Origin of the sequence: Solimonas flava DSM 18980 (genome assembly GCF_000426685.1) — a bacterium.
GTDB classification, from domain to species: Bacteria; Pseudomonadota; Gammaproteobacteria; order Nevskiales; family Nevskiaceae; genus Solimonas; species Solimonas flava.
Genome location: NZ_AUFV01000003.1, coordinates 404,524 through 425,019 on the forward strand (window position 1 = coordinate 404,524; position 20,496 = coordinate 425,019).

Sequence of the window (20,496 nt, forward strand, 5' to 3'; positions counted from 1 at the left end):
GCACGGAAGCGCTCCTCGCCGGCAGCGCGTCATCTCAATCGCTGCTGCGCGCCGGCAAGGCAGCGATGTAGGCGCGGTCCTCGACCGACAGCGGATCGCCTTCCGACAGGCGCCACACCGCGCCCTGCAGTTCGGCCTGCGGCGCGTCCCGGTCGAGCTCCTTGTCCTTGAGCAGATCGAACAGCTCCTGGAAGTCGGCGTACCGCAGGATCGGGCCGAGCTGGAACGTGTCCTGCGGACTGCTGCCGCTGCGGCTGGCGTTGAGGCAGAACAGATACAGCGGCAGGTAGATCGTCCTGCCCGGCTCGATGAGCACGGCCTGCTTCTGCACCAGGACGCCGTTCTGCGTATGCAGATCCTCGGCGATGGCGACGAAGCCGGGCGGGATGGTGACCGTGATCGGCAGCGGGTTGCCGATAGTGTCCGTCGTATTGCGCAGCGGCAGGCAGATGCGCACGAGATCGCCGACGCCCTGGGATGGTTCCTGCGGCGCGCAGTTCTCGGGCGTGAAGACGCTGTAGCCCTTGATCGGTCCAGCCACTTCCACGCCGGCCGGCAGCGCGAACGGCGCGCCCTGCGGCGCCGCCCTGGAATCGCCGAGACCGGGGCGCTCGACGCCGGCCGGCGGCGGCTCGTTGCCGTCGTCATCGTGGCCGCCACCCGAGCCGCCGCAGGCGGCCAGCACGAGCAGCGCCACGATGCCAATGCTTTTCCACGTCCGCTCGAACATCGCCCGTTCTCCGTCGCATGAGCCCGACGCGAGTGTGGCTGCGGGTCGGGCGGCGAACGGGACAGAATGCTGACGCGCGCGCCGCGTTCGTGACGCGGCGCACGCCGCCCGCCGGGTCGGGACGGGCGGCAGCGCCCGGCCTCAGGCGCTGCGGCCGTCGTACGGGATGCGCGCCAGCGTGCCGAGTTCGATGCCTTCGAGGCAGCGCACGTTGATCGCGGCCGTCGCCTGGCCCTTCGGATCGGCGCCGAAGCCGAACGGCGCGCAGCCGCAGACCGGGCAGAAGTGATGGTCGATGACGTGCTTGTTGAAGCGATAGGTCGCCATGTCCGCGGCCGGCGTGCGCAGCGTCAGCGCCGTGCGCGGCACGAACCAGAGCAGATAACCCTTGCGGCTGCAGTGCGAGCAGTTGCACTCGATTGCCGGCTGCGCCTCGACCTCGACCTCGTAGGCGATCCGTCCGCAATGGCAGCTGCCGTGATATAGGCTCATCGTTCTTCTCCGTATCGGAAGCGGCGCTCAGCATGCCGCCGGCGCGGCCGGCTGTCGAAGCCTTTTCGCCGCGGGTGCGGGCGCGCTAGTCTGCTGCGACGACCCGGCGCGCGGCGCCCCACAGGCCTTACGCATGCAAGACCCCACTTCGGCAGCGCCGGGCGGCATCGGTCCGGCGCTGCGCGCGCTGCCCGGCGGCATCTGGGCGCTCGGTTTCGTGTCGATGTTCATGGACATCTCCTCGGAGCTGGTGCACAGCCTGCTGCCGCTGTTCATGGTCGGCGTGCTCGGCGCGTCGATGACGACGGTCGGCATCATCGAAGGCGTCGCCGAGGCGACCGCGTCGATCGCCAAGGTGTTCTCCGGTGCGCTCAGCGACCGGCTCGGCGAGCGCAAGCGTCTGGCGGTGCTCGGTTACGGCCTGGCGGCGCTGACCAAGCCGATCTTTCCGCTCGCCGGCAGTCTCGGCTGGGTGTTCGCGGCGCGCTTTCTCGACCGCGTCGGCAAGGGCATCCGCGGCGCGCCGCGCGACGCGCTGGTCGCCGACCTGACGCCGCCGCCGCTGCGCGGCACCGCCTATGGGCTGCGCCAGGCGCTCGACTCGGTCGGCGCCTTCGTCGGACCGCTGCTGGCGATCGTGCTGATGGCGGTGTTCGCCGACCGCATCCACTGGGCGCTGTGGGTCGCCGTGCTGCCGGCTTTCATCGCCGTCGCGCTGCTGATGGTCGGCGTGCGCGAGCCGCAGGCCGGCGTGCGCACACCGGGCGTGGCCCGGCCGCCGCTGCAGCTGCGCGAGCTGCGGCGCCTGCCGTCGCGCTACTGGCTGCTGCTGTTGCTCGGCGCGGTGCTGACGCTGGCGCGCTTCAGCGACGCCTTCCTCGTGCTGCGCGCGCAGGACGTCGGCCTGCCGCTGACCTGGGTGCCGGCGATCATGGTGGTGATGAATGTCATCTATGCGGCGAGCGCGGTGCCGGCCGGCGTCGCCGCCGATCGCGTCAGTGCGCGCACGCTGCTGATCGCCGGCATCGCGCTGCTGATCGCCGCCGATCTCGTGCTCGCCGCCGCGGCGACGCCGGCCGTGGCGTTTGCCGGCGCGGCGCTGTGGGGCCTGCACATGGGTCTGACGCAGGGCCTGCTGGCGAAGCTGATCGCCGATACCGCGCCGGCGGCGCTGCGCGGCACCGCCTTCGGTTTCTTCGATCTGCTCAGCGGCCTCGCGCTGCTGCTCGCCAGCGTCGTCGCCGGGGCGTTGTGGAGCGTCTACGGAGCCGGCGCGACCTTTCTCGCCGGCGCGGTGTTCTCGGCGCTGGCGATGACCGGGCTGCTGCTGTTCCGCACGCGGCCGCATGCGGCTTCGGCGGCTTGATCGCCGGCGCCGGGCCTGCAGCATCGGTGCGGCGGCGTCCGCGGGCCGACCTCTGCCCGCGGCAGGCTGCAGCGGCGCCGCTCACCACCAACGGCGAGGCCGCGCGGCAATGCCGCGCGGCCTCGGTTTCGGTGCGACCGCCGGCGCCCGGCCGGCAGCGCTTCAGGGCAGCTTGACGACGGTACCGCGCAGCGCGACGCCGCCCATGATGCTGCCGGCGCCGCATTCGTATTCCGTCTCGCTCGTGAAGTCCTGGTTCCGGTAAACGCTATGGATGTTGACGACGGCGTTGCCGCCCTCCTGCTTCGCGCGGTCCTGCAAGGACAGCATCGCCGACAGCCACGCCCACTGGCAGGCTTCCTTGTCGGACTTGCCGACGAAGTTGGTCTTCTTGTTCGACGTGTACGTGCCGAGATCGCCGGCGGTCTTCGGATACGGCTGCGTGCCCCAGTAGAACTTGACGCTGCCGTCGAGCTTGTCGCCGGCGGCGGCCACCGCATCGGCGATCGGCATCTTCAGACGATCGTCGCGTGCCTCGGCACTGACGTTCACGGCAAGGCCGAGCACGGCGACGGCGAGCGCGGCGACGGTCCTGAAAGGCTGGTGCATGTTCGGACTCCCTCGTTTGGTCGGAAAAAGGACCGCGACAGCTTAGCGGTCCGCGGCACAAAAACCGAGACGCCGTCGGCACAAGATCCGGCGCGGCGGCGGCCGCAGTCCATCGCGCCGGCGCCGTCTCACATCGTGCGACGGAAGATCAGAGAGGTGTTGATGCCGCCGAACGCGAAATTGTTGCTCATGACGTGCTCGGTCTGTATCGCGCGGCCGCTGCCGATCAGATAGTCCAGCTCGCCGCAGCGCGGGTCCGGGTTCTGCAGGTTCAGCGTCGGCGCGAACCAGCCGCGATTCATCATCTCGATCGTCCACCACGATTCGATCGCGCCGCAGGCGCCGAGCGTGTGGCCGAGATGGCCTTTCATCGAGCTGACCGGCACCGCGCGGCCGAAGATGCGGCGCGTGGTATTGCTCTCGGCGATGTCGCCCTGTTCGGTCGCGGTGCCGTGGCAGCTGACGTAGCCGATGTCGTCCGGCGCGACGTTGCCGGCGTCGTCGAAGGCGAGCCGCATCGCGCCGCCCATCGTCTCCTGGTTCGGGTGCGTGGCGTGGTCGCCGTCCGAATTGCAGCCGAAGCCGACGATCTCGGCGTAGATCTTCGCGCCGCGCGCCTTGGCGTGCTCGTACTCTTCCAGCACCAGCGTGCAGGCGCCTTCGCCGATCACCAGACCGTCGCGGTCGCGGTCGAACGGCGCCGGCGTGGTCTTCGGCGCGTCGTTGCGCTGCGAGGTCGCGAACAGCGTGTCGAACACCGCGGCCTCGGACGGGCACAGCTCCTCGGCGCCGCCGGCCAGCATCATCGTCTGCAGGCCGTGCTTGATCGCCTCGTAGGCGTAGCCGATGCCCTGGCTGCCGGAGGTGCAGGCGCTGCAGGTCGGGATCACGCGGCCCTTGAGGCCGAAGTACAGGCCGATGTTGACGGCTGCCGTGTGGCTCATCATGCGCAGGTAGGTGGTCGCATTGAAGCGGCCGAGCTTGCCGGTGATCATCAGGCTGCCGAACTCGCAGACCGCATCGGTGCTGCCGGTGCAGGAGCCGTACGAGACGCCCATGCGGCCGTTGCCGATTTCCGGATCGTCCTTGAGGCCGGCGTCCTCGAGCGCGAGCTCCGAGGCGCGCACCGACAGCTGCGAGACGCGGCCCATCGTGCGCAGCACCTTGCGCGTGTAATGCGCCGGCAGCTGGAAATCCTTGACCGGTCCGCCGAGGCGCGTGTTGATCTCCTCGAAGCGGTCCCACTCCGGCATGCGCTCGATGCCGCTGACGTTGGCGCGCAGGTTCTGCTCGACGGTGTCCCAGTCGGACCCGATCGCGGTAATGCCGGCCATGCCGGTGACGACGACGCGTTTCATGCTGCTCTCACACCAGAAGTGAAACGAAGAAGCGGACGACGCGCAGTGCCGTCTCGACGAAGGGCCAGACGTTGCCGAGGGCGCCGCCGAGGACGCTGACCGACAGGTCGGACGGGATGAGGCCGCGCGCCCGGGCGAGGTAAGAGCCCAGCAGCGATACAAAGGCGGCGACGAACATGCCGCCGTTGACCGAAATCACCTGACGCGTGACGTAGGCGGCGGCGGCGGACATCAGGAACGACACCACGCCGCCGACTTCCTCGGGCTCGCCGACGCGTCCGGCCGGCACCAGCTTCAGCGCCTCGTCGAGCGGCACGTCGTCGATCATGCCGGTGCGGATCAGGCCCGGCGCGACGCAGTTGACGGTGATCTTGCGCGACGCCAGCTCGACCGCCAGCGCCTTGGTCGCGCCGATGATGCCGGCCTTGGCGGCGCTGTAATTGACCTGACCGCGGTTGCCCATCAGGCCCGACACCGAGGCGATGGTGACGATACGGCCCGGCTTGCGGGTGCGGATCATCGGCATCACCAGCGGATGCACGACGTTGTAGAAGCCGTCGAGGTTGGTGCGCAGCACCGCGTCCCAGTCCTCGCCGGACAGCGCCGGGAAGGCGCCGTCGCGGGCGATGCCGGCATTGCAGACGACGCCGTAGTAGGCGCCGTGCGCGGCGATGTCGGCTTCCAGTGCAGCGGCCGCGGCGGTGCGGTCGGCGACGTCGAAGGCGATGCGCCGCACCGAGCGGCCGAGCGCCGCGACGCGCGCCGCGGTGTCGTCGAGCCTGGCGAGGTCGCGGCCGTGCAGCACGAGGTCGTAGCCGGCCTGCGCCAGCGACACGGCGATCGCCTGGCCGATGCCGCGGTTGGCGCCGGTCACCAGAATCCAGCCGCTCATGCGCGGTCCTCCGTCAGGGCCTGCAGGTAGTCGTGAATGTCATCGGGCTGGTAGGCCTTGATCTCGGCGCGCGCCAGCTCGCGGTCGCCGTCGCTCAGCGTGCAGGCGAAGGCGGCGACGCCGCTGGCGTCGCGCACCAGCTGTTCGGCGCGCGCAACCAGCGTGCTGCCGTCGGCGAAGTACGGCACCGCACTGCGGTAGCGGCGCGTGCCGAGCAGCAGGCCGATCTCGACGCCAAGGCCGGATTGCAGGCGCACGATGCCGGCATAGGCGCCGATCGCCTGCGCCATGTACTCGACGCCGACCCAGGCCGGCACGCCGCGGCCGGCTTCGAAGAAGCGCGTGCGCGGCGTGACGTGCACCGTACAGCTGGCGTGGTCGGCGCCGTAGTCGAGCAGCGCGTCGAGCAGCAGGAAGCCGGGGCCGTGCGGCAGCAGCTCGGCGATCGCGTAGACGTGTCCGGGTTCCGGCGTCTTCACTCGGCGGCGTCCTGCGTTTCGATGTCGAGCGTGTAGCCGTAGGCGAGGTTGACCAGCCACAGCCGCGCCGGCCAGACGCCGCCGGCGAGCGGCGGCTGTCCGCGATGCACCTCGGCGACGATGCGGCCGTCGCGCAGCACGCGGCGCAGGCCGGGCCGCGGCTCGCTGACCGCGTAGCCGCTGCTGCGCCAGCCGTCCTGCAGCGCCGCCAGCGGCCAGAACGCCAGCTGCAGGTCGGCGACGATGCGCTGCGGGTCGATGCGCTCCGGCGCCAGCGGCGCGCGCTGCGCCTTGAGCTGGCGGCCGTCCCAGTCGAGCGTGAAGACGCGCTGGCCGAGCGCCGTCAGGCAGACCACGGACAGCGTCGCGAGGTCGTCGCTGACTACGCACTGCAGCGTGGTCTCGTCGCTGCCGTAGGCGGCGTGCAGCAGCTGCTGCACCTGCAGCGCGTCGCCGACGCTGGCCGGCGCCAGCAGCGGCGGCGCGGCGGCGCGCGGCGTTTCGCTCCGGACCGGGCCGTTCGCGCAGCCGCCGAGCAGCAGGGCGGCGGCGCAGGCGAGGAGGCGGCGCATGTCAGGCCACCTGCGTCACGCTGGCGTCGCCGCTGCGGCACAGCTGTGCCAGCGTGTGCAGGCGCTGCTTGGCGCGGCCGACGTACGGATTGCTTTTGTCCCAGGCATAGCCGGCGAGGATCGAGCAGATGTAGCGGCGGATCTTCGGGTCCTGGCGCTCGTAATAGATGACGTCCTGCAGCGAGCCGTCGTACCAGCCTTCGACGAAACCGCGGAAGGTCTCGACGCCGACGCGCAGCGGCTCCTCGAAATCCGCCTTCCAGTCGACCGCCTCGCCCTTGAGCTGGCGCGCCAGCACGTCGGCCGCCATGTGCGCGGACTTCAGCGCGATCGTCACGCCCGACGAGAACACCGGGTCGAGGAATTCGGCGGCGTTGCCGAGCAGCGCGTAGCCGGGCCCGGACATGCTCTTCACGTTCGCCGAGTAGCCGCGCAGCAGCCCGGCCGGGAAGACCTGCTCGGCGTCCTTGAGGATGTCGGCGAGCTGCGGGTCCTCGCGGTGCAGCGCCCACAGCTTGTCGTCGTTGCTGCCGCTGTACTTCTGCAGGAAGTCCTCGCCGGCGACCACGCCCATCGAGGCCTTGCCGTTCGAGAACGGGATCAGCCAGTACCAGACGTCACGGTGCCGCGGATGCGTGGTGACGCGGATCTTCTGGCGGTCGATGCGGCCGGACGGGATGCGATCCCAGACCTGCGTGTAGAGCGCGCAGCGCACCGGCAGGTGCGACGGCTCCTCGAGATTCAGCAGGCGCGGCAGCACGCGGCCGAAGCCGCTGGCGTCGAGCACGAAGCGCGGCGTGTGCACGGTCTCGTGGCCGTCCTGGTCGCGCGCGGTGACGCGCGGCCGCTCGCCGGCGAAATCGGCGGCGACGATCTCGACCTCGAACTGCACGCGGGCGCCGAAGCGCTGCGCCTCGTTGATCAGGACCTGATCGAAGTCGGCGCGCGGCACCTGATAGGTGAAGCCGTAGCCGGGCGACGACTTTTCGACGAAATTGAAATCGGTGTAGGCGTCGCGGTGCGCGAAGGCGGCGCCGTTCTTGTACTGGAAGCCGGCGGCCTGCACCGCTTCCAGCATGCCGGCCTGATCGAGCAGGCCGAGGCTTTGTGCGAGCAGGCTCTCGCCGATCGAGAAGCGCGGGAACTTCTGCTTCTCCAGCACCAGCACGTCGAAACCGCGCTGCACGAGCAGCGCCGCGGCGACCGAGCCCGAAGGGCCGGCGCCGATGATCAGCACGTCCGTCACATGACCCCCATCTTCATTCGTGTTGCCGTCGGACGGCAGTCTGCACCAGGGTGCCGCCGCCGGTCGTCACCGATTCCTCACTTCGTTCACTGCTTGTTCGGGCCGTCCGTCGGCGCGCATTCTGGCACGCCGGTCTGCGCCGGCGCGGCGGCCAGCACCGCCAGCAGCCAGGTGTAGGCGACGCCGAGCAGCACGGCCTGGCCGAGGCTGCGGATGAACGGCGTCGCCGAGCCGGCGAGCAGGCCGAAGGCCAGCAGCGTGACGAGGCCGGCGAGCGTGATTGCCAGCAGCGTCGTCGGCCGCGAGGCTTCGCCCTCGCGCAGGAACACCGAGTAGTCGACGCCGAGGCCGAGCACCAGCAGCAGCGCCAGCACCGTGAACAGGTTGGCCGGAATGCCGAGCGCGCCGAGCGTGGCCAGCGTCAGCAGGCCGCCGCCGAGCGGCGCGATCAGGTGGCGCGCGGCGCCGGCCAGCCCGTAGCGGCCGACCAGCACCAGGCCGATCACGCACAGCGAGCCGCCGAGGCCGAGCAGCGCCAGGCGCCGGTAATGGCCGAGCACGGTCGAGATGTCGGCGACGCGGTCGACCAGATGCACGTCCGCCAGGCCGGCGCCGGCGCCAGCCAGCGCGCCGGCGTCCTGCACGCCGCTCAGCGACACGACGCTGGCCATGCCGCGCGCGGTCGGGCCCAGCCACAGCGGGCGGTAGGCCTGGCCGGCCGGGCTGGCCAGCAGCGCGTCGGGCAGTACGCGTGCGTCGCGCGCCGCGGCGAACGCGGCCTGGGCGCGGGCGAAGGCCTGCGGCGGATAGCCGACCGTCGCGTACAGCGTCGCCAGCGCGCTGCCATCGGCGTAGAGCGCGCGCGCCAGCAGCGCCGCGTTCTCGGCCTGCCGCGCCTGTGAGGGCACCAGCCGCGAGACCGCGCTGTAGCCGCTGAGCGCGCCGCGCGCGACCAGCGCGTCGAGCCGCGCGCGCAGCGCTTCCTCGTGCTGCAGCAGCGCCTCGGCGTCGGTGCCCTCGACGATGAAGAAGCGCGTGTCGAGGCCGCCGCCGAGGCGTTCGCGGACCTCGCGTTCCTCGTCGAGCAGCGCCGGCGGCGAGGATTGCAGCGCGCGCACGTCGTCGATGAAGCGCAGGCGCAGGCCGCCGGAGATCAGCAGCGCGAGGCCGAGCGCGATCAGCAGGGCCAGCAGCGCCGGCCGCGGCCGGCCGAGCCGGGCGAGGCGGTCGCGCAGCGCCAGCACCGGTTTCGACGCCGGCGGCGGATGACCGGCGAGCGCCGGATAGGCCAGCGTCACCGTCAGATACGAGGCGACCAGACCGGTCATCGACAGCAAGGCCATCTGCCGCAGGCCCGGGAACGGCGGCACCAGGAACGAGCAGTACGCGAGCAGCGTGGTGGCCATGCCGACCGTGATCGGCACGCCGACGTGGCGCAGGCCGTCCATGCCGGTCCACGGTCGCGCGTCGCGGAAACGGTCGCTGAAGAAGTGGATCGAGTAGTCGACCGCCAGGCCGATCAGGCTCGATTCGAAGACCACGGCGACGATGTGCACCTTGCCGTAGACCGTCGCCACCGCCGCCAGCGATACCACCGAAGCGGCGCCGAGCGACAGCAGCACCAGCAGCAGCGGCCGCAGCGAGCGGAAGCAGAGCACGAACACCAGCAGCACGCCGCTCAGCGAGATCGAGCCGATCGTCGAGATCTCGCGTTTGGCGCGCTCGGTGTTGGCGGCGGCATGGCGCAGCACGCCGGAGCCGATCACCTGTACGCCCGGCGCCGCCGCGCGCGCCGCCGTCATCGCCGCGTCCAGCGCCGGCATTGCCGCGTCCTGCACGGCGAGGCGGAACGGCGAATCGCGCAGCGTCGCCGTGACCAGTACGTCGACGCCGTCGTCGCGCTCGATCGCCAGCACGCCGTCGCGCAGCGTCAGCTTGCCGCCGGCCGGCAGCAGCTGTTGTAGGTAGTGGCCGTAGAGATCGAACGGATCGTCGGCGAACGGCTCGACGCGGCTCAGGCCGCCCGGGCCGAGCCCGGCCGGCGCGTACAGCGCGCGCAGCGCCGCGTCGGCGAGTGCCGCGGCCTCGCCGCGCGCCAGACGCGCGCGATCGGCGTCGGCGAGCAACAGGTGCCGCGCCGGACCGTAGGCCGCGGCGAGCGCCGCCGGGTCGGTGTCGACGCCGAGCGTGACGTCGGCATAGGCCGCTTCGCGGCGCAGCGTGTCGGCGAAGGCCTGCGCGGCGCGCTCGGCGTCGCCGAAATCGGCGGCGCCGACCAGGAACAGGCTGCGCCGGCCGAGCGCGCTGTCGACGCGGTCGAGCGCCTGCCGGGTCACGGCGTCGGGCGCGGTCGACGGCAGCATCGCCGTGATGTCGGTTTCCAGCTGCAGGCGCGAGCCCGAGGCCCACCACAGCCACAGGCCGGCCGCGCTCATCAGCACGACCCAGAGGATCAGGCGGGCGCGGGCGGACATGGACGCGTGGACCTTCGCCGGGCCTTAGCGGAAGCGCGCGCGCAGGGCGTCGCCGGCCGGCCGGGTCGAGACCTGTGCGTCGCGGAACTCGATCTCGGTGCGGTCGCCGCCGCGCTCGTAGAGGCGCACGCGCTCGACGCTGCGGTGGCCGCCGACCACGATCGCCTCGATCGCGCCGGCATCCTGCTTCGGCGTCAGGCCGAGCTGCCAGCTGCCGTCGGCGGCCGGCAGCACCGACAGCGTGAACAGCTCGGTGAGCTGCGAGAAGTCGAGCGAGAACACCGCGAAGAAGATGCGCGCGACCATGCGCACCGCCGGCTGCTGCTCGGCCGCCACGCGCACGGTGCTGCCGCCGTCGCGCTGCACCAGCGCGTCGCGGGTGACGATCAGCTCGGAGGCGAACGGCGTCGTCGTGCGCCAGGCGACACCGAGATCGCGCACGAACAGGAAATCGCCGCCGGCGCGCAGCGGCTGCGGCAGCTCGTGCAGGAACTTGTTCTGCGTGTAGAGGCCGGCGATCGACTGCGCGGCGGCCAGCTCGTGCGTCACCGCGCCGAGCGCGGCGTGGATCGCGGCGGTGTCGGCCGGATGCGCGAATACCGCTTCGCGCTCGCGGCTCGGCGCCGCCGGCGCGGCGACGGCCGTGGCTGCGCCGAGCGCGAGCAGCGCGGCGAGCGCGACGCGGCGGCTCATGGGCTGATGCCCAGCTTGTGTGCCAGCACGTCCGGCGAGGCGTACTGCATCTGGAAGTCGGGCAGCGTCACCGCGACCTGGATCGTGTGTCCGCGCGCCAGGCGCTCGCCGCTTGCCGCATCGCGGATCGCGTAGGCGATCTTCAGGCGGTGCTCCCACTCCTCGATCGTCGCCGATGCGACGATGCGCTGGTTGAAGCGGATCGCCTTGACGTAGCGCAGATGCAGGTCGATGACCGGCCAGGCGTAGCCCGACTCGACCATCTCCGTGTAGTTGTAGGCGATCCGGTCGAGCAGCGCGCAGCGCGCCACCTCGAAGTAGCGCGTGTAATTGCCATGCCAGACGATGCCGAGCGGATCGCAGTCGTGGAACGGGACGAGGATCTCAGCCTCGGCGGTGGGCAGCGTCATACGGCGAGTCTAAGCAAAATGAGGTGAAGCCACAGCGGCTTCATGCGGCCGGGAGAACAGGAGCGTTTCACCATGCTCGGGCCGTGCGGTTCGTGAGGAGGTGCGGCGTTCAAGACGAACGCAGCTTGCGCGCCAGCAGGCGCGGCGCCCGCCACAGCATGCCGACGAACAGCCGCGCGTGCATGCGCGAGATGCGCAGGTTGTCGCGCCAGACGTCGAAGTGCGAGATGCCGTCGCTGGGGTAGGTGACGCGTGTCGGCAGGCTCAGCACGTCGACGCCGTCCCAGTACAGCCGCACCATGATCTCGGTGTCGAAGTCCATGCGCCGGCCGACGTGCTGCGTGCGCCAGACGCGCAGCGCGCTGGCCAGCGGGTAGACGCGAAAGCCGAGCATCGAATCCTGGATGCGCAGCGACAGGGTGTTGATCCAGACCCAGACGTGCGTGACGTAGCGGCCGTACAGCCGCGCCTTCGGCACCGAGGCGTCGTACTTCGGCACGCCGGTGACCAGCGCCTGCGGATGGCTGACCGCCAGCGCCAGCAGGCGCGGCACGTCGGCGGCGTTGTGCTGGCCGTCGGCGTCGATCTGTACCGCGTGCGTGTAGCCGTCGGCGGCGGCGCGTTCGAAGCCGGCCATCACCGCGGCGCCCTTGCCCTGGTTGTGCGGCAGGCGCACCAGACGCAGCCAGTCCGGCTGCTCGGCGATCAGGCGGTCGAGCGCGCGCGCGCAGGGCGCGTGGCTGCCGTCGTCGACGAGATAGGCGCGCAGACCGTGCGCGCGCAGCTGGGCGAGGGTGGTCGCGATCGCCTGCTCGTGGTCGTAGACCGGCACCACGAGGCAAGCCCGGAACGGCGCCGGCTCGGCGGCGGTCATGCAGCGTCCGCGAAGCTGAGACGGCCCGCCGAGCAGGCCCGGTCGGCGCTGCGGTAGCTGAAGGCGATCTCGCGTGCGCCGCTGCGCACGAGGCGCAGCGTCAGCGCGCTGTCCGGGCGGATCGGATGCTGGAACTTGAGCTGCGCGACTTCCTGCATCGGGCCGGCGAGGCCGAAGTGCTGCTGCGCGAGACGCACCGCCCAGCCGAGCTGCAGCACGCCCGGCAGCATCGGATAGCTCGGGAAATGGTCGGCGAAGCAGGGCAGCGCCGCCGGCACGGCGAGCTGTATCTCGATCGCGTCATCGCCGTCGGGCCGCACGGCGAGCGGCTGCGGGTCCAGGTTCATGGACCGCGCGGGGTTTACGGCGAAACGAACAACGCTTCGACGGCGGCGACCACGTCGCCGACCGAACGCACGTGCTTGAAGTCTTCCGGCTTGACCTTCTTGCCGGTGTAGTCCTTCAGCCGCAGGATCAGGTCGATCGCGTCGATGCTGTCGATCTCCAGGTCCTGATAGAGCTGCGCCTCCATGTGGATCTTCTGCGGCTCGATCTCGAACAGCTCCACGAGCAGCGCTTTGACGTGCTCGAAAATCTCGTCGCGGCTCGGAGCGGTGGCCGCCATAGGCATGATGACGCTGGACATTTCCCTTAACCTGCCTCGCCCCCCGGCGAAGCTCAAGACAAGCCGAACGCGCATTGTCGGCGGCCGCTGCCGGCTGCCGCAAGTACGAAGTTCACACAGCGCCGCCGGCGGCGCCCGCCCGCCCCCCCGGTTCCGGGGGTCAGCACAGCGCCAGCGCCGGCTCGCCGTAGCGGACCAGCGCGCAGCCGGCCGACAGCAGCAGCGCGGCCAGCCCGGTGCGCTCGGCGAAGTAGCGCGTCCAGTGTTGAGACAGACGCTTGGCGGCGATCGTCAGGGTCGGGGCCTCGGCGCGGATCGCGTCGGCGGTGTACGGCTCGCCGACGACGATGCGGAAGTGGCCCGGTCGCGCCGGCACGTCATGCCAGGGCCGGCCCTTGTCGAGCATCAGCGGTTCGCAGGTGATCGTCACCGGCAGGATCGGCGCGCCGGATTCGAGCGCGATGCGCGCGGCGCCGTGCGGGATCTGCGGCGGCTGGCCCGGCCGGGAACGCGTGCCCTCCGGGAAGATCAGCAGCGAGTGGCCGGCCCTGAGCGTCGCCGCGCAGTCGGCGACCAGTCGGGCGGCGTCGCCGCCGTTGGCGATGTAGCCGGCCCAGCGGATCGGCAGGCGCGTGAACGGATTGCGGAACAGCGCTTCCTTGACGATGCAGTCGGTCTCCGGGATGTAGCCGAGCAGCAGCACCACGTCGATCAGCGTCGGGTGGTTGGCGATGATCAGCTGGCCCGGCCGGCGCAGCTTCTCGGCGCCATGGATCTCCCAGCTGATGACGCCGACCGTGCGCATGATGCGCGAAAAGGTCCAGAACCAGCCCCGGACCACGTGCTGGGCGCGGCGCTTGGCGACGCGCGGATCGCGCGTCGTCAGGCCCACGGCCGGAAACAGCGTCAGCCCGAACAGCAGGCCGACCGCGCCGAAGATGAAGAACGACAGGCCGGTGGCGAACTGCCGCCAGCGCCGGTCGAGCCAGACGCCGGCGCGGCTCACGCGCCGGCCCGGTACACGGCCTCGATCTCCAGATCGAGTTCGCCGCGGCAGACGTCGCCGCGCAGGATCGTCACCGGCCGCGTGCCGAAATGCCGGCGCAGGTGCGCCTGCACCGCGTCGAGCCGGCCGGCGTCGCGCAGATAGAGCTTCAGCACTTCCGGCGCGAGCGGCGTGCCGGCCTGTTCGAGCAGCGCGCCGACGTTGCGCAGCAGCTCGTCGAGCTGCGCCAGCGGTTCGCCGACGTGCAGGGTCTCGTGGCCGACGATGCTGGCGGTACCGGACACCATCAGTTCGGCGCCGTCGCGCCAGCACAGCAGGTTGGCGCGCGAGAAGCTCGGGCTTTTCGGCCCGTACTGGCGCGGATAGCGGAAGGCGCTGACCTGGCGCGGGTTCTCGATCTGCCGGCCCGGCTGCGCGCCGGCGATGAAGTAGATCAGCAGGCCTTCGCCGCGCGTGCCGATCGCGGTCGCCGCCGGCAGTTCGCGCTCGAAGCCGGACTTGAGCGACAGCGCCTTGTAGCGGCCGAGGCTGAACTGCCGGTAGCGCTCGGCGTCGCCGTCGCCGCGGGTGATGCCGGCGATGAAGTTCCAGACGCGCAGCCAGGCCGGATAGCCGGCGCGCTGCAGGAAGGCGTCGATCCGCGCATAAGCATGGAACACGGCGCGGTCGGTGTCGGCGAGCTCGGCCTCGGCGAGGCGCAGCTGGCCGAACAGCACGCGGCCGTTCTCGGCATAGCCGATCCCGCCGTCCCAGCCGTGGCGCACCGGCGCCTCGCCCTCCCAGATCTCGACGCCGGCGCCGGCGAGCACCGGCAGCTCGACAAGAATCTGTCGCGGATCGTCGTCGGCCGCGGCGGCCTCGGCATGTCGCACGCAGGCCAGCACCGAAGGGCCGAGCCGCTCCGGCGCGGCGTCGGCGAGGCGCAGCCGATACGGCCGCTCATGCGGTTGCGGGGCCTGCGCGGTGCGGCCGCCGGCATCGTTGGCGATATGTTGCTGCATCGAAATTTGATCTAATAACCGCCACGCCGCTGCGGTGGGGTCCGCAGTCCGGCCTTCTGGTTCCTGGGGATCGCCTATTGTAGTCGCCGCCCCTGCCGAATCCGTGGGCAGGGTCACGGACAGCGCAGGACCTCGTCGCCGATGATGGTGCCGCATTTTTCCGAGGGATGAACCGATGTCGACGCAAACCGCCGCAGAGCGGGACATGGCTGCACTGCTGATCGAGGCCCTGCATCTGGAGGATCGCGACCCGGCGACGGTCGATCCGGCGGCGCCGCTGTTCGGCGAAGGCGCCGGCAGCTGGGGCCTCGACTCGATCGACGCGCTGGAGATCGCGCTGGCGATCCAGCAGAAGTACGGCATCGAGCTGAAGGCCGACAACGAAGCGACCAAGCGCGCCTTCGCCTCGCTGCGCGCGCTGACCGATTACATCGCCGCCCAGCGTCCGCAAGCGGTGCACTGAGCGCCGCGTCCGCACGGGCGCCCTCGCCGCTTTTCTTCGAGCCGCCTGCCCGCATGCCCGTCGCGCTGTTCGTCGCCTATCTGCTGTTCGTCCACCTCGGCGTGTTGCTCGACGCGCCGGTGCTGCAGTGGCTCGCGCTGCAGGCGCTCTACGCCAGCGTGCTGCTGGCGCCGCTGCGCGCCGGACGCCTCGCGTACTGGCTGGCCTGGGCCGGCTTCGCCGTGCTGAGCTGGGCGGTCGCGCTGTTCGGCGGCGGCATCTACCTGCTGTACCTGCCGCCGCTGGCGTTGAGCGGCCTGGCCTGCGTCGCGTTCTGGCGCAGTCTCGGCGCCGGCCAGGTGCCGATGGTGACGCGCGTCGCCACCGCCGTGCACGGCACGCTGGCGCCGCCGCTCGCCGCGCACACGCGGCAGGTCACGCGGCTGTGGACCGTGGTGCTCGCCGCGCTGTTCGTCGTCACGCTGCTGCTGACGCTGAGCGGCCACCGGCAATGGTGGGCGTGGTTCACCAACGCCGGCAGCTATGCCGTCATGGGCCTGCTGTTCCTCGCCGAGTTTCTCTATCGTCGCCGCCGCTTCCCGCAGCACGGCGGCGACAGCTTTGTCGGCTATCTGCGCCGCATCGCCGCCAGCGGCGTGCGCTTCCGCTGATGACGCTCTCGCAAAGCGAACTGCTGCCGCTGGTCGCCGGCGACGATCCGCAGGCCGTGCTCTGGCAGCGCGGCGCGCGGCCGGTCACGCGCGCCGCTTTCGTGCGCGCCGCGCAGCGCTTCGCCGCGACGCTGCCCGGCGACGGGCCGCTGCTCAATCTCTGCGAATCGCGCGAGCGCTTCGCGCTGACGCTGGCGGCGGCGCTGCTGGCACGGCGCACGCTGCTGCTGCCGCCGAGCACGGCACCGGCGACGCTGCGCGAGATCGCCGAGACGCACGGCGTGCGCGCCGCCGTCGGCGAGCGCGCCGAGCTTGCCGCCGGCCTCGCCTGGCTGCCGGCGCCCGAGACCGGCGACGCGGACGCCGCAGGCGAGTTCGGCGCGGTGCCGGCGATTCCGGCCGCCGCGATCGCGGCGATCCCGTTCACGTCCGGCAGCACCGGCCGGCCGCAGCCGCATCCGAAGACCTGGGGCACGCTGGTGCGCACGGCGCAGCTGGCGCTGGCGCGCTTCGCGCCCGGTGGCGGCCGGCCGTCGGTGGTCGCGACGGTGCCGCCGCAGCACATGTACGGGCTGGAGACTTCGGTCGTGTTCGCGCTGGCCGGCGGCCTGCGCACGCACGCCGGCAAGCCGTTCTTTCCGGCCGACGTGGTCGCCGCGCTCGCCGAAGTGCCGGCGCCGCGCCTGCTGGTGACGACGCCGGTGCATTTGCGCGCGCTGGTCGCCGCCGGCCTGCGCGCGCCGGCGATCGAGCGCATCGTTTCGGCGACCGCGCCGCTGGCGCCGGAGCTGGCTGCCGCCGCCGAGCGCCTGTTCGGCGCGCCGGTCTGCGAAATCTACGGCTGCACCGAAGCCGGCAGTCTGGCGACGCGGCGCACCGTCGACGGCGAGATCTGGCGCCTGCACGACGGCGCCACGCTGACGCCGCATGAGGATGGCGCCGCGCTGCACGGCACGCATCTGCCGGACGCCGTCTGGCTGCAGGACCGCATCGAGCTGCTCGACGCCGGCGCCGGCCGCTTCCGTCTGCTCGGTCGCGCCCAGGATCTGCTCAAGGTCGCCGGCAAGCGCATGTCGGCGGCCGATCTGACGCAGAAGCTGCTGCTGATTCCCGGCGTCGAGGATGGCGTCATCGTGCCGCCGGACACCGGTCGCGAACGGCCGGCAGCGCTGGTCGTCGCGCCGAGCCTGAGCGAAGCGCAGATCCTCGCCGCGCTCGCCGAGCGCGTCGATCCGGTGTTCCTGCCGCGGCCGCTGAAGCGCGTCGCGCGGCTGCCGCGCAACGAACTCGGCAAGCTGCCGCAGGCCCAGCTCGCCGCGCTGCTCGCGGGCGCCGGGCCGTGAGCGACGAACAACGCGTCACGCAGCGCATCGGCGCCGATCATCCGGCGCTGCCCGGCCATTTCCCCGGCCATCCGCTGGTGCCCGGCGTGGTGCTGCTCGAATGCGCCGCGGCGCTGGCGCAGGCGCGCTACGGCTACGGCGCGCCGCGCGGCGTCAACCTGCTGAAATTCATCGCCCCGGTACGGCCGGAGCAGGATTTCGACTGCGTGCTGGTCGCCGGCGAGCGCGGCCGCGTCGCCTTCCGCATCGAGCTCGACGGCCGCATCGCCGCGCAGGGCAGCCTGCAGTTCGACGTGCCCGACGCATGAGCGACGCCGCCGGCTGGCAGCAGCAGCGCGAGCGCAGCACGGTTTTCATGCTGCGCCTGATCGTCGCCATCGCGCGCGTCTTCGGCCGCCGCGTCGCGCGCGTCTTTCTGTATCCGACGGTGCTGTACTTCGTGCTCGCCGGCGGCGCCCAGGGCCGCGCCTCGCGCGCCTACCTGCGCCGTGTGCTCGGCCGCGCGCCGACGCCGGCCGACCGCTGGCGCCACTTCTTCTGCTTCGCGAGCTGCATGCTCGACCGCCTGTTCCTGGTCGGCGGCTACACGCGCGGGCTCGATGTGCGGGTGACGCGCGACGCCGGCGTGCAGCGCCTGCTCGACGAGGGCCGCGGCGCGCTGCTGCTGCTCGCGCACGTCGGCAGCTTCGAGACGATCCGCGTCACCGGCAGCGTCGAGCGGCGCATGCCGCTGCGTGTGGTGATGGATCGCGCGCACGGCGGCGTCTACACGGCGATCCTCGAACGGCTCAATCCGCAACTGGCGGCGCACATCCTCGACGCCGGCGAGCGCGGCCCGGATTTTCTGCTCAGGCTCAAGGCGGCGATCGAGCGCGGCGAGATCGTCTGCCTGATGGCCGACCGCGCGCGCGACGGCGAGGCGACGCTGCGCGTGCCGCTGCTCGGCGGCGCGGTGGCGCTGCCGATGGCGCCGTGGATCGTCGCCAGCCTGCTGCAGGTGCCGGTGCTGACCGGCTTCGCCGTGCACCGCGGCGGCGGCCGCTACGATGCGTGCATCGAATGCTTCGCCGAGCGCGTGCAGGTCGAACGGCGCACGCGTGCCGCCGACGCGCAGCGCTACGCCGAAGCCTATGCGCGCCGGCTCGAAGCCGTGCTGCGCGACGCGCCGTACAACTGGTTCAACTTCTATGACTACTGGATCGACGATGCCCGCGACGATCGCGCCGCTTGAGCTCGCCGCCTGGACCGCGACGACCGCGCTCGGCCACGGCCGCGGCGCGCAGCTCGCGGCGCTGCGCGAGGGCCGCAGCGGCCTCGCCCAAACGCCGATCGCGGATGCCGTGCTCGGCGACTGCGGCCTGCAGACCTGGGTCGGCGCGGTCGCCGGCCTCGACACGCCGCTGGACGGCGCCTGGGCCGAGTGGGACTGCCGCAACAACCGGCTGGCGGCGCTGGCGCTGGCGCAGGACGGCTTCGCGGCGGCGGTCGCCGGGGCCCGCGCGCGGCTCGGCGCCGCGCGCATCGGCGTGTTCATCGGCACCTCGACCTCCGGCGTGCTGTCGACCGAGCTGGCGTACCGCGCGCGGGATCGCGACGCGAACCGCCTGCCGGACAGCTTCCGGCACCGCACCACGCACAACCCGCAGGCCGCCGCCGAGTTCGTGCGCCTGCAGCTCGGGCTCGACAGCGTCGCGCTGGCGATCTGCACCGCCTGCTCGTCGAGCGCCAAGGTCTTCGCCGCGGCCAGCCGCGCGATCGCGGCCGGTGTCTGCGACGCGGCGGTGGTCGGCGGGGTCGACAGCCTGTGCCTGACGACGCTGTACGGCTTCAACGCCCTGCAGCTGGTGTCGTCGGAGATCTGCCGGCCGGCCGACGCGCAGCGGCGCGGCATCTCGATCGGCGAAGGCGCCGGCTTCGCGCTGCTGATGCCGGCGCGCGCGCCGGGCGCGCTGGCGCTGCTCGGCTACGGCGAGTCGTCCGATGCCTACCACATGAGCACGCCGGACCCGCAGGGCCGCGGCGCGGCGCTGGCGATGCGCGACGCGCTGGCGCGCGCCGGCCTGCCGGCCGCCGCCGTCGATTACGTGAACCTGCACGGCACGGCGACGCCGGCCAACGACGCTTCCGAGGATCAGGGTGTCTGCGCGGTGTTCGGCGCGCGTGACGAGGGCGGGCCGCCGTGCAGCTCGACCAAGGGTTACACCGGCCACACGCTCGGCGCGGCCGGCATCGTCGAAGCCGTCTACGCGTGCCTCGCCGTCGAGCACGGTTTCGTGCCGCCGAGCCTGAACACGCGTACGCTCGATCCGGCGCTGCGCGCGCACTACGCGCTGGAGGCGCAGTCGCGGCCGCTGCGCATCGCCGCCTCGAATTCGTTCGGCTTCGGCGGCAACAATGCCTGCCTGATCTTCGGGAGGGCCGCCTGATGCGCGTCGCGATCGAGGCCATCGGCCTGGCTGCGCCGGGCCTGCCGGACTGGCCGTCGGCGGCGCGCGTGCTGCGCGGCGAGGCGGCGCACGAGGCCGTCGAGCTGCCGGCCTACGCGCCGCCGCTGCTGCCGCCGAACGAACGCCGCCGCGCGACGCCGGCGGTGCGTCAGGCGTTCCGCGTCGCCGAGGAGGCGATCGCCGGCCGCGACGCCCGCACCCTGGCGACGGTGTTCGCCGGCTCCGATGCCGACATGGCGATCCTGCATCGCATCTGCGCGGCCGTCGCCGAGCCGCAGAAGCTCGTTTCGCCGACCGACTTCCACAACTCCGTGCACAACGCGGCTGCCGGCTATTGGGGCATCGCCGTCGGCTCGACCGCGCCGTCGACGACGCTGGCCGGCTACGACGGCTCGTTCGCGCTCGGTCTGTTCGAGGCGGCGCTGCAGGTCGTCAGCGACGCGCGCGACGTGCTGCTCGTGGTGTTCGACGTGCCGGCGCCGCCGCCGCTGTTCGACGCGCGTCCGCTCGCTTGCGCGGCGAGCTGCGCACTGTGGCTGAAACCCGAAGGCGGCGCCGCGCCGCTCGGTCATCTCGACCTGGCGCTCGGCGACGGCGCCGAGACCACGCTCGATGCGCCCGCGCTCGAAGCGCTGCGTCTCGCCAATCCGGCGCTGCGCGCGCTGCCGCTGCTGCGCCGCGTGGCGCGCGGCGAAGCCGGCGCGGTGGCGCTGCCGAACTCCGGCGGCCGCGCCCTGCAGCTGCACTGGCAGCCGTGAGGCCGGGC

The 20,496-nt window shown here is 72.1% G+C and carries 23 protein-coding genes and 1 pseudogene; 8 read left to right on the forward strand and 16 right to left on the reverse strand.

What is annotated here, in order from left to right:
- Nucleotides 1-34: 34 nt before the first annotated feature.
- Together K343_RS0106940 and K343_RS0106945 are read right to left on the reverse strand one after the other, a co-directional pair.
- Nucleotides 35-730 carry a hypothetical protein gene (locus tag K343_RS0106940; protein WP_028007437.1) on the reverse strand — a complete coding sequence of 232 codons (696 nt, stop codon included), beginning with the start codon at nt 728-730 and terminating at the stop codon, nt 35-37.
- A 141-nt stretch (nt 731-871) separates the two neighbouring features.
- Nucleotides 872-1,222 carry a GFA family protein gene (locus K343_RS0106945; RefSeq protein WP_028007438.1) on the reverse strand — a complete coding sequence of 117 codons (351 nt, stop codon included), beginning with the start codon at nt 1,220-1,222 and terminating at the stop codon, nt 872-874.
- Between the two features lie 133 nt (nt 1,223-1,355).
- Between K343_RS0106945 and K343_RS0106950 the strand changes: the two genes are divergently transcribed.
- Nucleotides 1,356-2,588, forward strand: a complete 1,233-nt coding sequence (locus tag K343_RS0106950; protein WP_028007439.1) for an MFS transporter — start codon at nt 1,356-1,358, stop codon at nt 2,586-2,588.
- Nucleotides 2,589-2,750: 162 nt separating this feature from the next.
- On the opposite strand, the gene K343_RS0106955 is transcribed toward K343_RS0106950, so the two are convergent.
- The 14 genes and pseudogenes from K343_RS0106955 to K343_RS21280 all read right to left on the reverse strand — a co-directional run bounded on the left by K343_RS0106955 (nt 2,751) and on the right by K343_RS21280 (nt 14,827).
- On the reverse strand, nt 2,751-3,197 hold the full coding sequence (locus K343_RS0106955) for a hypothetical protein (RefSeq protein WP_051278015.1): 447 nt from the start codon (nt 3,195-3,197) through the stop codon (nt 2,751-2,753).
- A 128-nt stretch (nt 3,198-3,325) separates the two neighbouring features.
- Nucleotides 3,326-4,555, reverse strand: a complete 1,230-nt coding sequence (locus K343_RS0106960) for a beta-ketoacyl-ACP synthase (RefSeq protein ID WP_028007441.1) — start codon at nt 4,553-4,555, stop codon at nt 3,326-3,328.
- A gap of 175 nt (nt 4,556-4,730) precedes the next feature.
- Nucleotides 4,731-5,447: pseudogene (locus K343_RS21265) on the reverse strand (3-ketoacyl-ACP reductase FabG2); the annotation flags it as partial.
- On the reverse strand, nt 5,444-5,926 hold the full coding sequence (locus tag K343_RS0106970; protein WP_028007442.1) for a hotdog family protein: 483 nt from the start codon (nt 5,924-5,926) through the stop codon (nt 5,444-5,446). The pseudogene K343_RS21265 and the gene K343_RS0106970, both read right to left, overlap by 4 nt.
- Nucleotides 5,923-6,498, reverse strand: coding sequence for a DUF3261 domain-containing protein (locus K343_RS21270; protein ID WP_051278016.1), 576 nt, complete (start codon nt 6,496-6,498; stop codon nt 5,923-5,925). Before K343_RS21270 ends, K343_RS0106970 begins: the two co-directional genes overlap by 4 nt.
- A 1-nt stretch (nt 6,499) precedes the next feature.
- Nucleotides 6,500-7,744 carry an NAD(P)/FAD-dependent oxidoreductase gene (locus K343_RS0106980; RefSeq protein WP_028007443.1) on the reverse strand — a complete coding sequence of 415 codons (1,245 nt, stop codon included), beginning with the start codon at nt 7,742-7,744 and terminating at the stop codon, nt 6,500-6,502.
- Nucleotides 7,745-7,830: 86 nt separating this feature from the next.
- On the reverse strand, nt 7,831-10,218 hold the full coding sequence (locus tag K343_RS0106985) for an MMPL family transporter (RefSeq protein ID WP_028007444.1): 2,388 nt from the start codon (nt 10,216-10,218) through the stop codon (nt 7,831-7,833).
- Between the two features lie 24 nt (nt 10,219-10,242).
- Nucleotides 10,243-10,911, reverse strand: a complete 669-nt coding sequence (locus K343_RS0106990; protein ID WP_028007445.1) for an outer membrane lipoprotein carrier protein LolA — start codon at nt 10,909-10,911, stop codon at nt 10,243-10,245.
- A complete protein-coding gene (locus K343_RS0106995; protein WP_028007446.1) occupies nt 10,908-11,321 on the reverse strand; it encodes an acyl-CoA thioesterase in 414 nt (137 codons plus the stop codon). Before K343_RS0106995 ends, K343_RS0106990 begins: the two co-directional genes overlap by 4 nt.
- Before the next feature lie 109 nt (nt 11,322-11,430).
- Entirely contained in the window at nt 11,431-12,195 is a 765-nt protein-coding gene (locus K343_RS0107000) for a glycosyltransferase family 2 protein (RefSeq protein WP_028007447.1), read from the reverse strand.
- Nucleotides 12,192-12,542 (reverse strand): ApeI family dehydratase, encoded by a 351-nt coding sequence (locus K343_RS0107005; protein WP_051278017.1) that lies wholly within the window; start codon nt 12,540-12,542, stop codon nt 12,192-12,194. The genes K343_RS0107000 and K343_RS0107005 overlap by 4 nt, the downstream gene beginning before the upstream one ends.
- A gap of 14 nt (nt 12,543-12,556) precedes the next feature.
- On the reverse strand, nt 12,557-12,841 hold the full coding sequence (locus tag K343_RS0107010; protein WP_084615744.1) for an acyl carrier protein: 285 nt from the start codon (nt 12,839-12,841) through the stop codon (nt 12,557-12,559).
- 139 nt (nt 12,842-12,980) lie between these two features.
- Nucleotides 12,981-13,826: a lysophospholipid acyltransferase family protein gene (locus K343_RS21275; RefSeq protein ID WP_051278018.1), complete on the reverse strand. Its 846-nt coding sequence runs from the start codon at nt 13,824-13,826 to the stop codon at nt 12,981-12,983.
- Nucleotides 13,823-14,827, reverse strand: coding sequence for a chorismate transformation FkbO/Hyg5 family protein (locus K343_RS21280; protein WP_051278019.1), 1,005 nt, complete (start codon nt 14,825-14,827; stop codon nt 13,823-13,825). Before K343_RS21280 ends, K343_RS21275 begins: the two co-directional genes overlap by 4 nt.
- Before the next feature lie 175 nt (nt 14,828-15,002).
- Here K343_RS21280 and K343_RS0107025 point away from each other — a divergent pair, with 175 nt between their 5' ends.
- From K343_RS0107025 to K343_RS0107055, 7 genes are read left to right on the forward strand one after another with little or no spacing between them, the layout of a single operon-like run.
- Entirely contained in the window at nt 15,003-15,290 is a 288-nt protein-coding gene (locus K343_RS0107025) for a phosphopantetheine-binding protein (protein WP_028007450.1), read from the forward strand.
- Nucleotides 15,291-15,343: 53 nt separating this feature from the next.
- Nucleotides 15,344-15,940, forward strand: a complete 597-nt coding sequence (locus K343_RS0107030; protein WP_028007451.1) for a COG4648 family protein — start codon at nt 15,344-15,346, stop codon at nt 15,938-15,940.
- Nucleotides 15,940-17,283 (forward strand): AMP-binding protein, encoded by a 1,344-nt coding sequence (locus tag K343_RS0107035; RefSeq protein ID WP_028007452.1) that lies wholly within the window; start codon nt 15,940-15,942, stop codon nt 17,281-17,283. Before K343_RS0107030 ends, K343_RS0107035 begins: the two co-directional genes overlap by 1 nt.
- Complete coding sequence (locus K343_RS24760; RefSeq protein WP_028007453.1) at nt 17,280-17,591, forward strand: ApeI family dehydratase; 312 nt, start codon at nt 17,280-17,282, stop codon at nt 17,589-17,591. The genes K343_RS0107035 and K343_RS24760 overlap by 4 nt, the downstream gene beginning before the upstream one ends.
- Entirely contained in the window at nt 17,588-18,514 is a 927-nt protein-coding gene (locus K343_RS0107045; RefSeq protein ID WP_028007454.1) for a lysophospholipid acyltransferase family protein, read from the forward strand. The genes K343_RS24760 and K343_RS0107045 overlap by 4 nt, the downstream gene beginning before the upstream one ends.
- Entirely contained in the window at nt 18,489-19,709 is a 1,221-nt protein-coding gene (locus tag K343_RS0107050) for a beta-ketoacyl-ACP synthase (RefSeq protein ID WP_043112217.1), read from the forward strand. Before K343_RS0107045 ends, K343_RS0107050 begins: the two co-directional genes overlap by 26 nt.
- A complete protein-coding gene (locus K343_RS0107055) occupies nt 19,709-20,488 on the forward strand; it encodes a beta-ketoacyl synthase chain length factor (protein WP_028007456.1) in 780 nt (259 codons plus the stop codon). The genes K343_RS0107050 and K343_RS0107055 overlap by 1 nt, the downstream gene beginning before the upstream one ends.
- Nucleotides 20,489-20,496 lie beyond the last annotated feature (8 nt).

Bases quoted from the DNA above. Each gene is read 5' to 3' on its own strand.
- K343_RS0107035 (WP_028007452.1), top strand. From the start codon at position 15,940: ATGACGCTCTCGCAAAGCGAACTGCTGCCGCTGGTCGCCGGCGACGAT.
- K343_RS0106985 (WP_028007444.1), bottom strand. From the start codon at position 10,218: ATGTCCGCCCGCGCCCGCCTGATCCTCTGGGTCGTGCTGATGAGCGCG.
- K343_RS0107010 (WP_084615744.1), bottom strand. From the start codon at position 12,841: ATGTCCAGCGTCATCATGCCTATGGCGGCCACCGCTCCGAGCCGCGAC.
- K343_RS0107030 (WP_028007451.1), top strand. From the start codon at position 15,344: ATGCCCGTCGCGCTGTTCGTCGCCTATCTGCTGTTCGTCCACCTCGGC.
- K343_RS0107045 (WP_028007454.1), top strand. From the start codon at position 17,588: ATGAGCGACGCCGCCGGCTGGCAGCAGCAGCGCGAGCGCAGCACGGTT.
- K343_RS21280 (WP_051278019.1), bottom strand. From the start codon at position 14,827: ATGCAGCAACATATCGCCAACGATGCCGGCGGCCGCACCGCGCAGGCC.
- K343_RS0106960 (WP_028007441.1), bottom strand. From the start codon at position 4,555: ATGAAACGCGTCGTCGTCACCGGCATGGCCGGCATTACCGCGATCGGG.
- K343_RS0107000 (WP_028007447.1), bottom strand. From the start codon at position 12,195: ATGACCGCCGCCGAGCCGGCGCCGTTCCGGGCTTGCCTCGTGGTGCCG.
- K343_RS0107025 (WP_028007450.1), top strand. From the start codon at position 15,003: ATGTCGACGCAAACCGCCGCAGAGCGGGACATGGCTGCACTGCTGATC.
- K343_RS0106995 (WP_028007446.1), bottom strand. From the start codon at position 11,321: ATGACGCTGCCCACCGCCGAGGCTGAGATCCTCGTCCCGTTCCACGAC.
- K343_RS0106945 (WP_028007438.1), bottom strand. From the start codon at position 1,222: ATGAGCCTATATCACGGCAGCTGCCATTGCGGACGGATCGCCTACGAG.
- K343_RS0106950 (WP_028007439.1), top strand. From the start codon at position 1,356: ATGCAAGACCCCACTTCGGCAGCGCCGGGCGGCATCGGTCCGGCGCTG.
- K343_RS0106955 (WP_051278015.1), bottom strand. From the start codon at position 3,197: ATGCACCAGCCTTTCAGGACCGTCGCCGCGCTCGCCGTCGCCGTGCTC.
- K343_RS0106940 (WP_028007437.1), bottom strand. From the start codon at position 730: ATGTTCGAGCGGACGTGGAAAAGCATTGGCATCGTGGCGCTGCTCGTG.
- K343_RS0107005 (WP_051278017.1), bottom strand. From the start codon at position 12,542: ATGAACCTGGACCCGCAGCCGCTCGCCGTGCGGCCCGACGGCGATGAC.
- K343_RS0107050 (WP_043112217.1), top strand. From the start codon at position 18,489: ATGCCCGCGACGATCGCGCCGCTTGAGCTCGCCGCCTGGACCGCGACG.
- K343_RS0107055 (WP_028007456.1), top strand. From the start codon at position 19,709: ATGCGCGTCGCGATCGAGGCCATCGGCCTGGCTGCGCCGGGCCTGCCG.
- K343_RS0106990 (WP_028007445.1), bottom strand. From the start codon at position 10,911: ATGAGCCGCCGCGTCGCGCTCGCCGCGCTGCTCGCGCTCGGCGCAGCC.
- K343_RS21270 (WP_051278016.1), bottom strand. From the start codon at position 6,498: ATGCGCCGCCTCCTCGCCTGCGCCGCCGCCCTGCTGCTCGGCGGCTGC.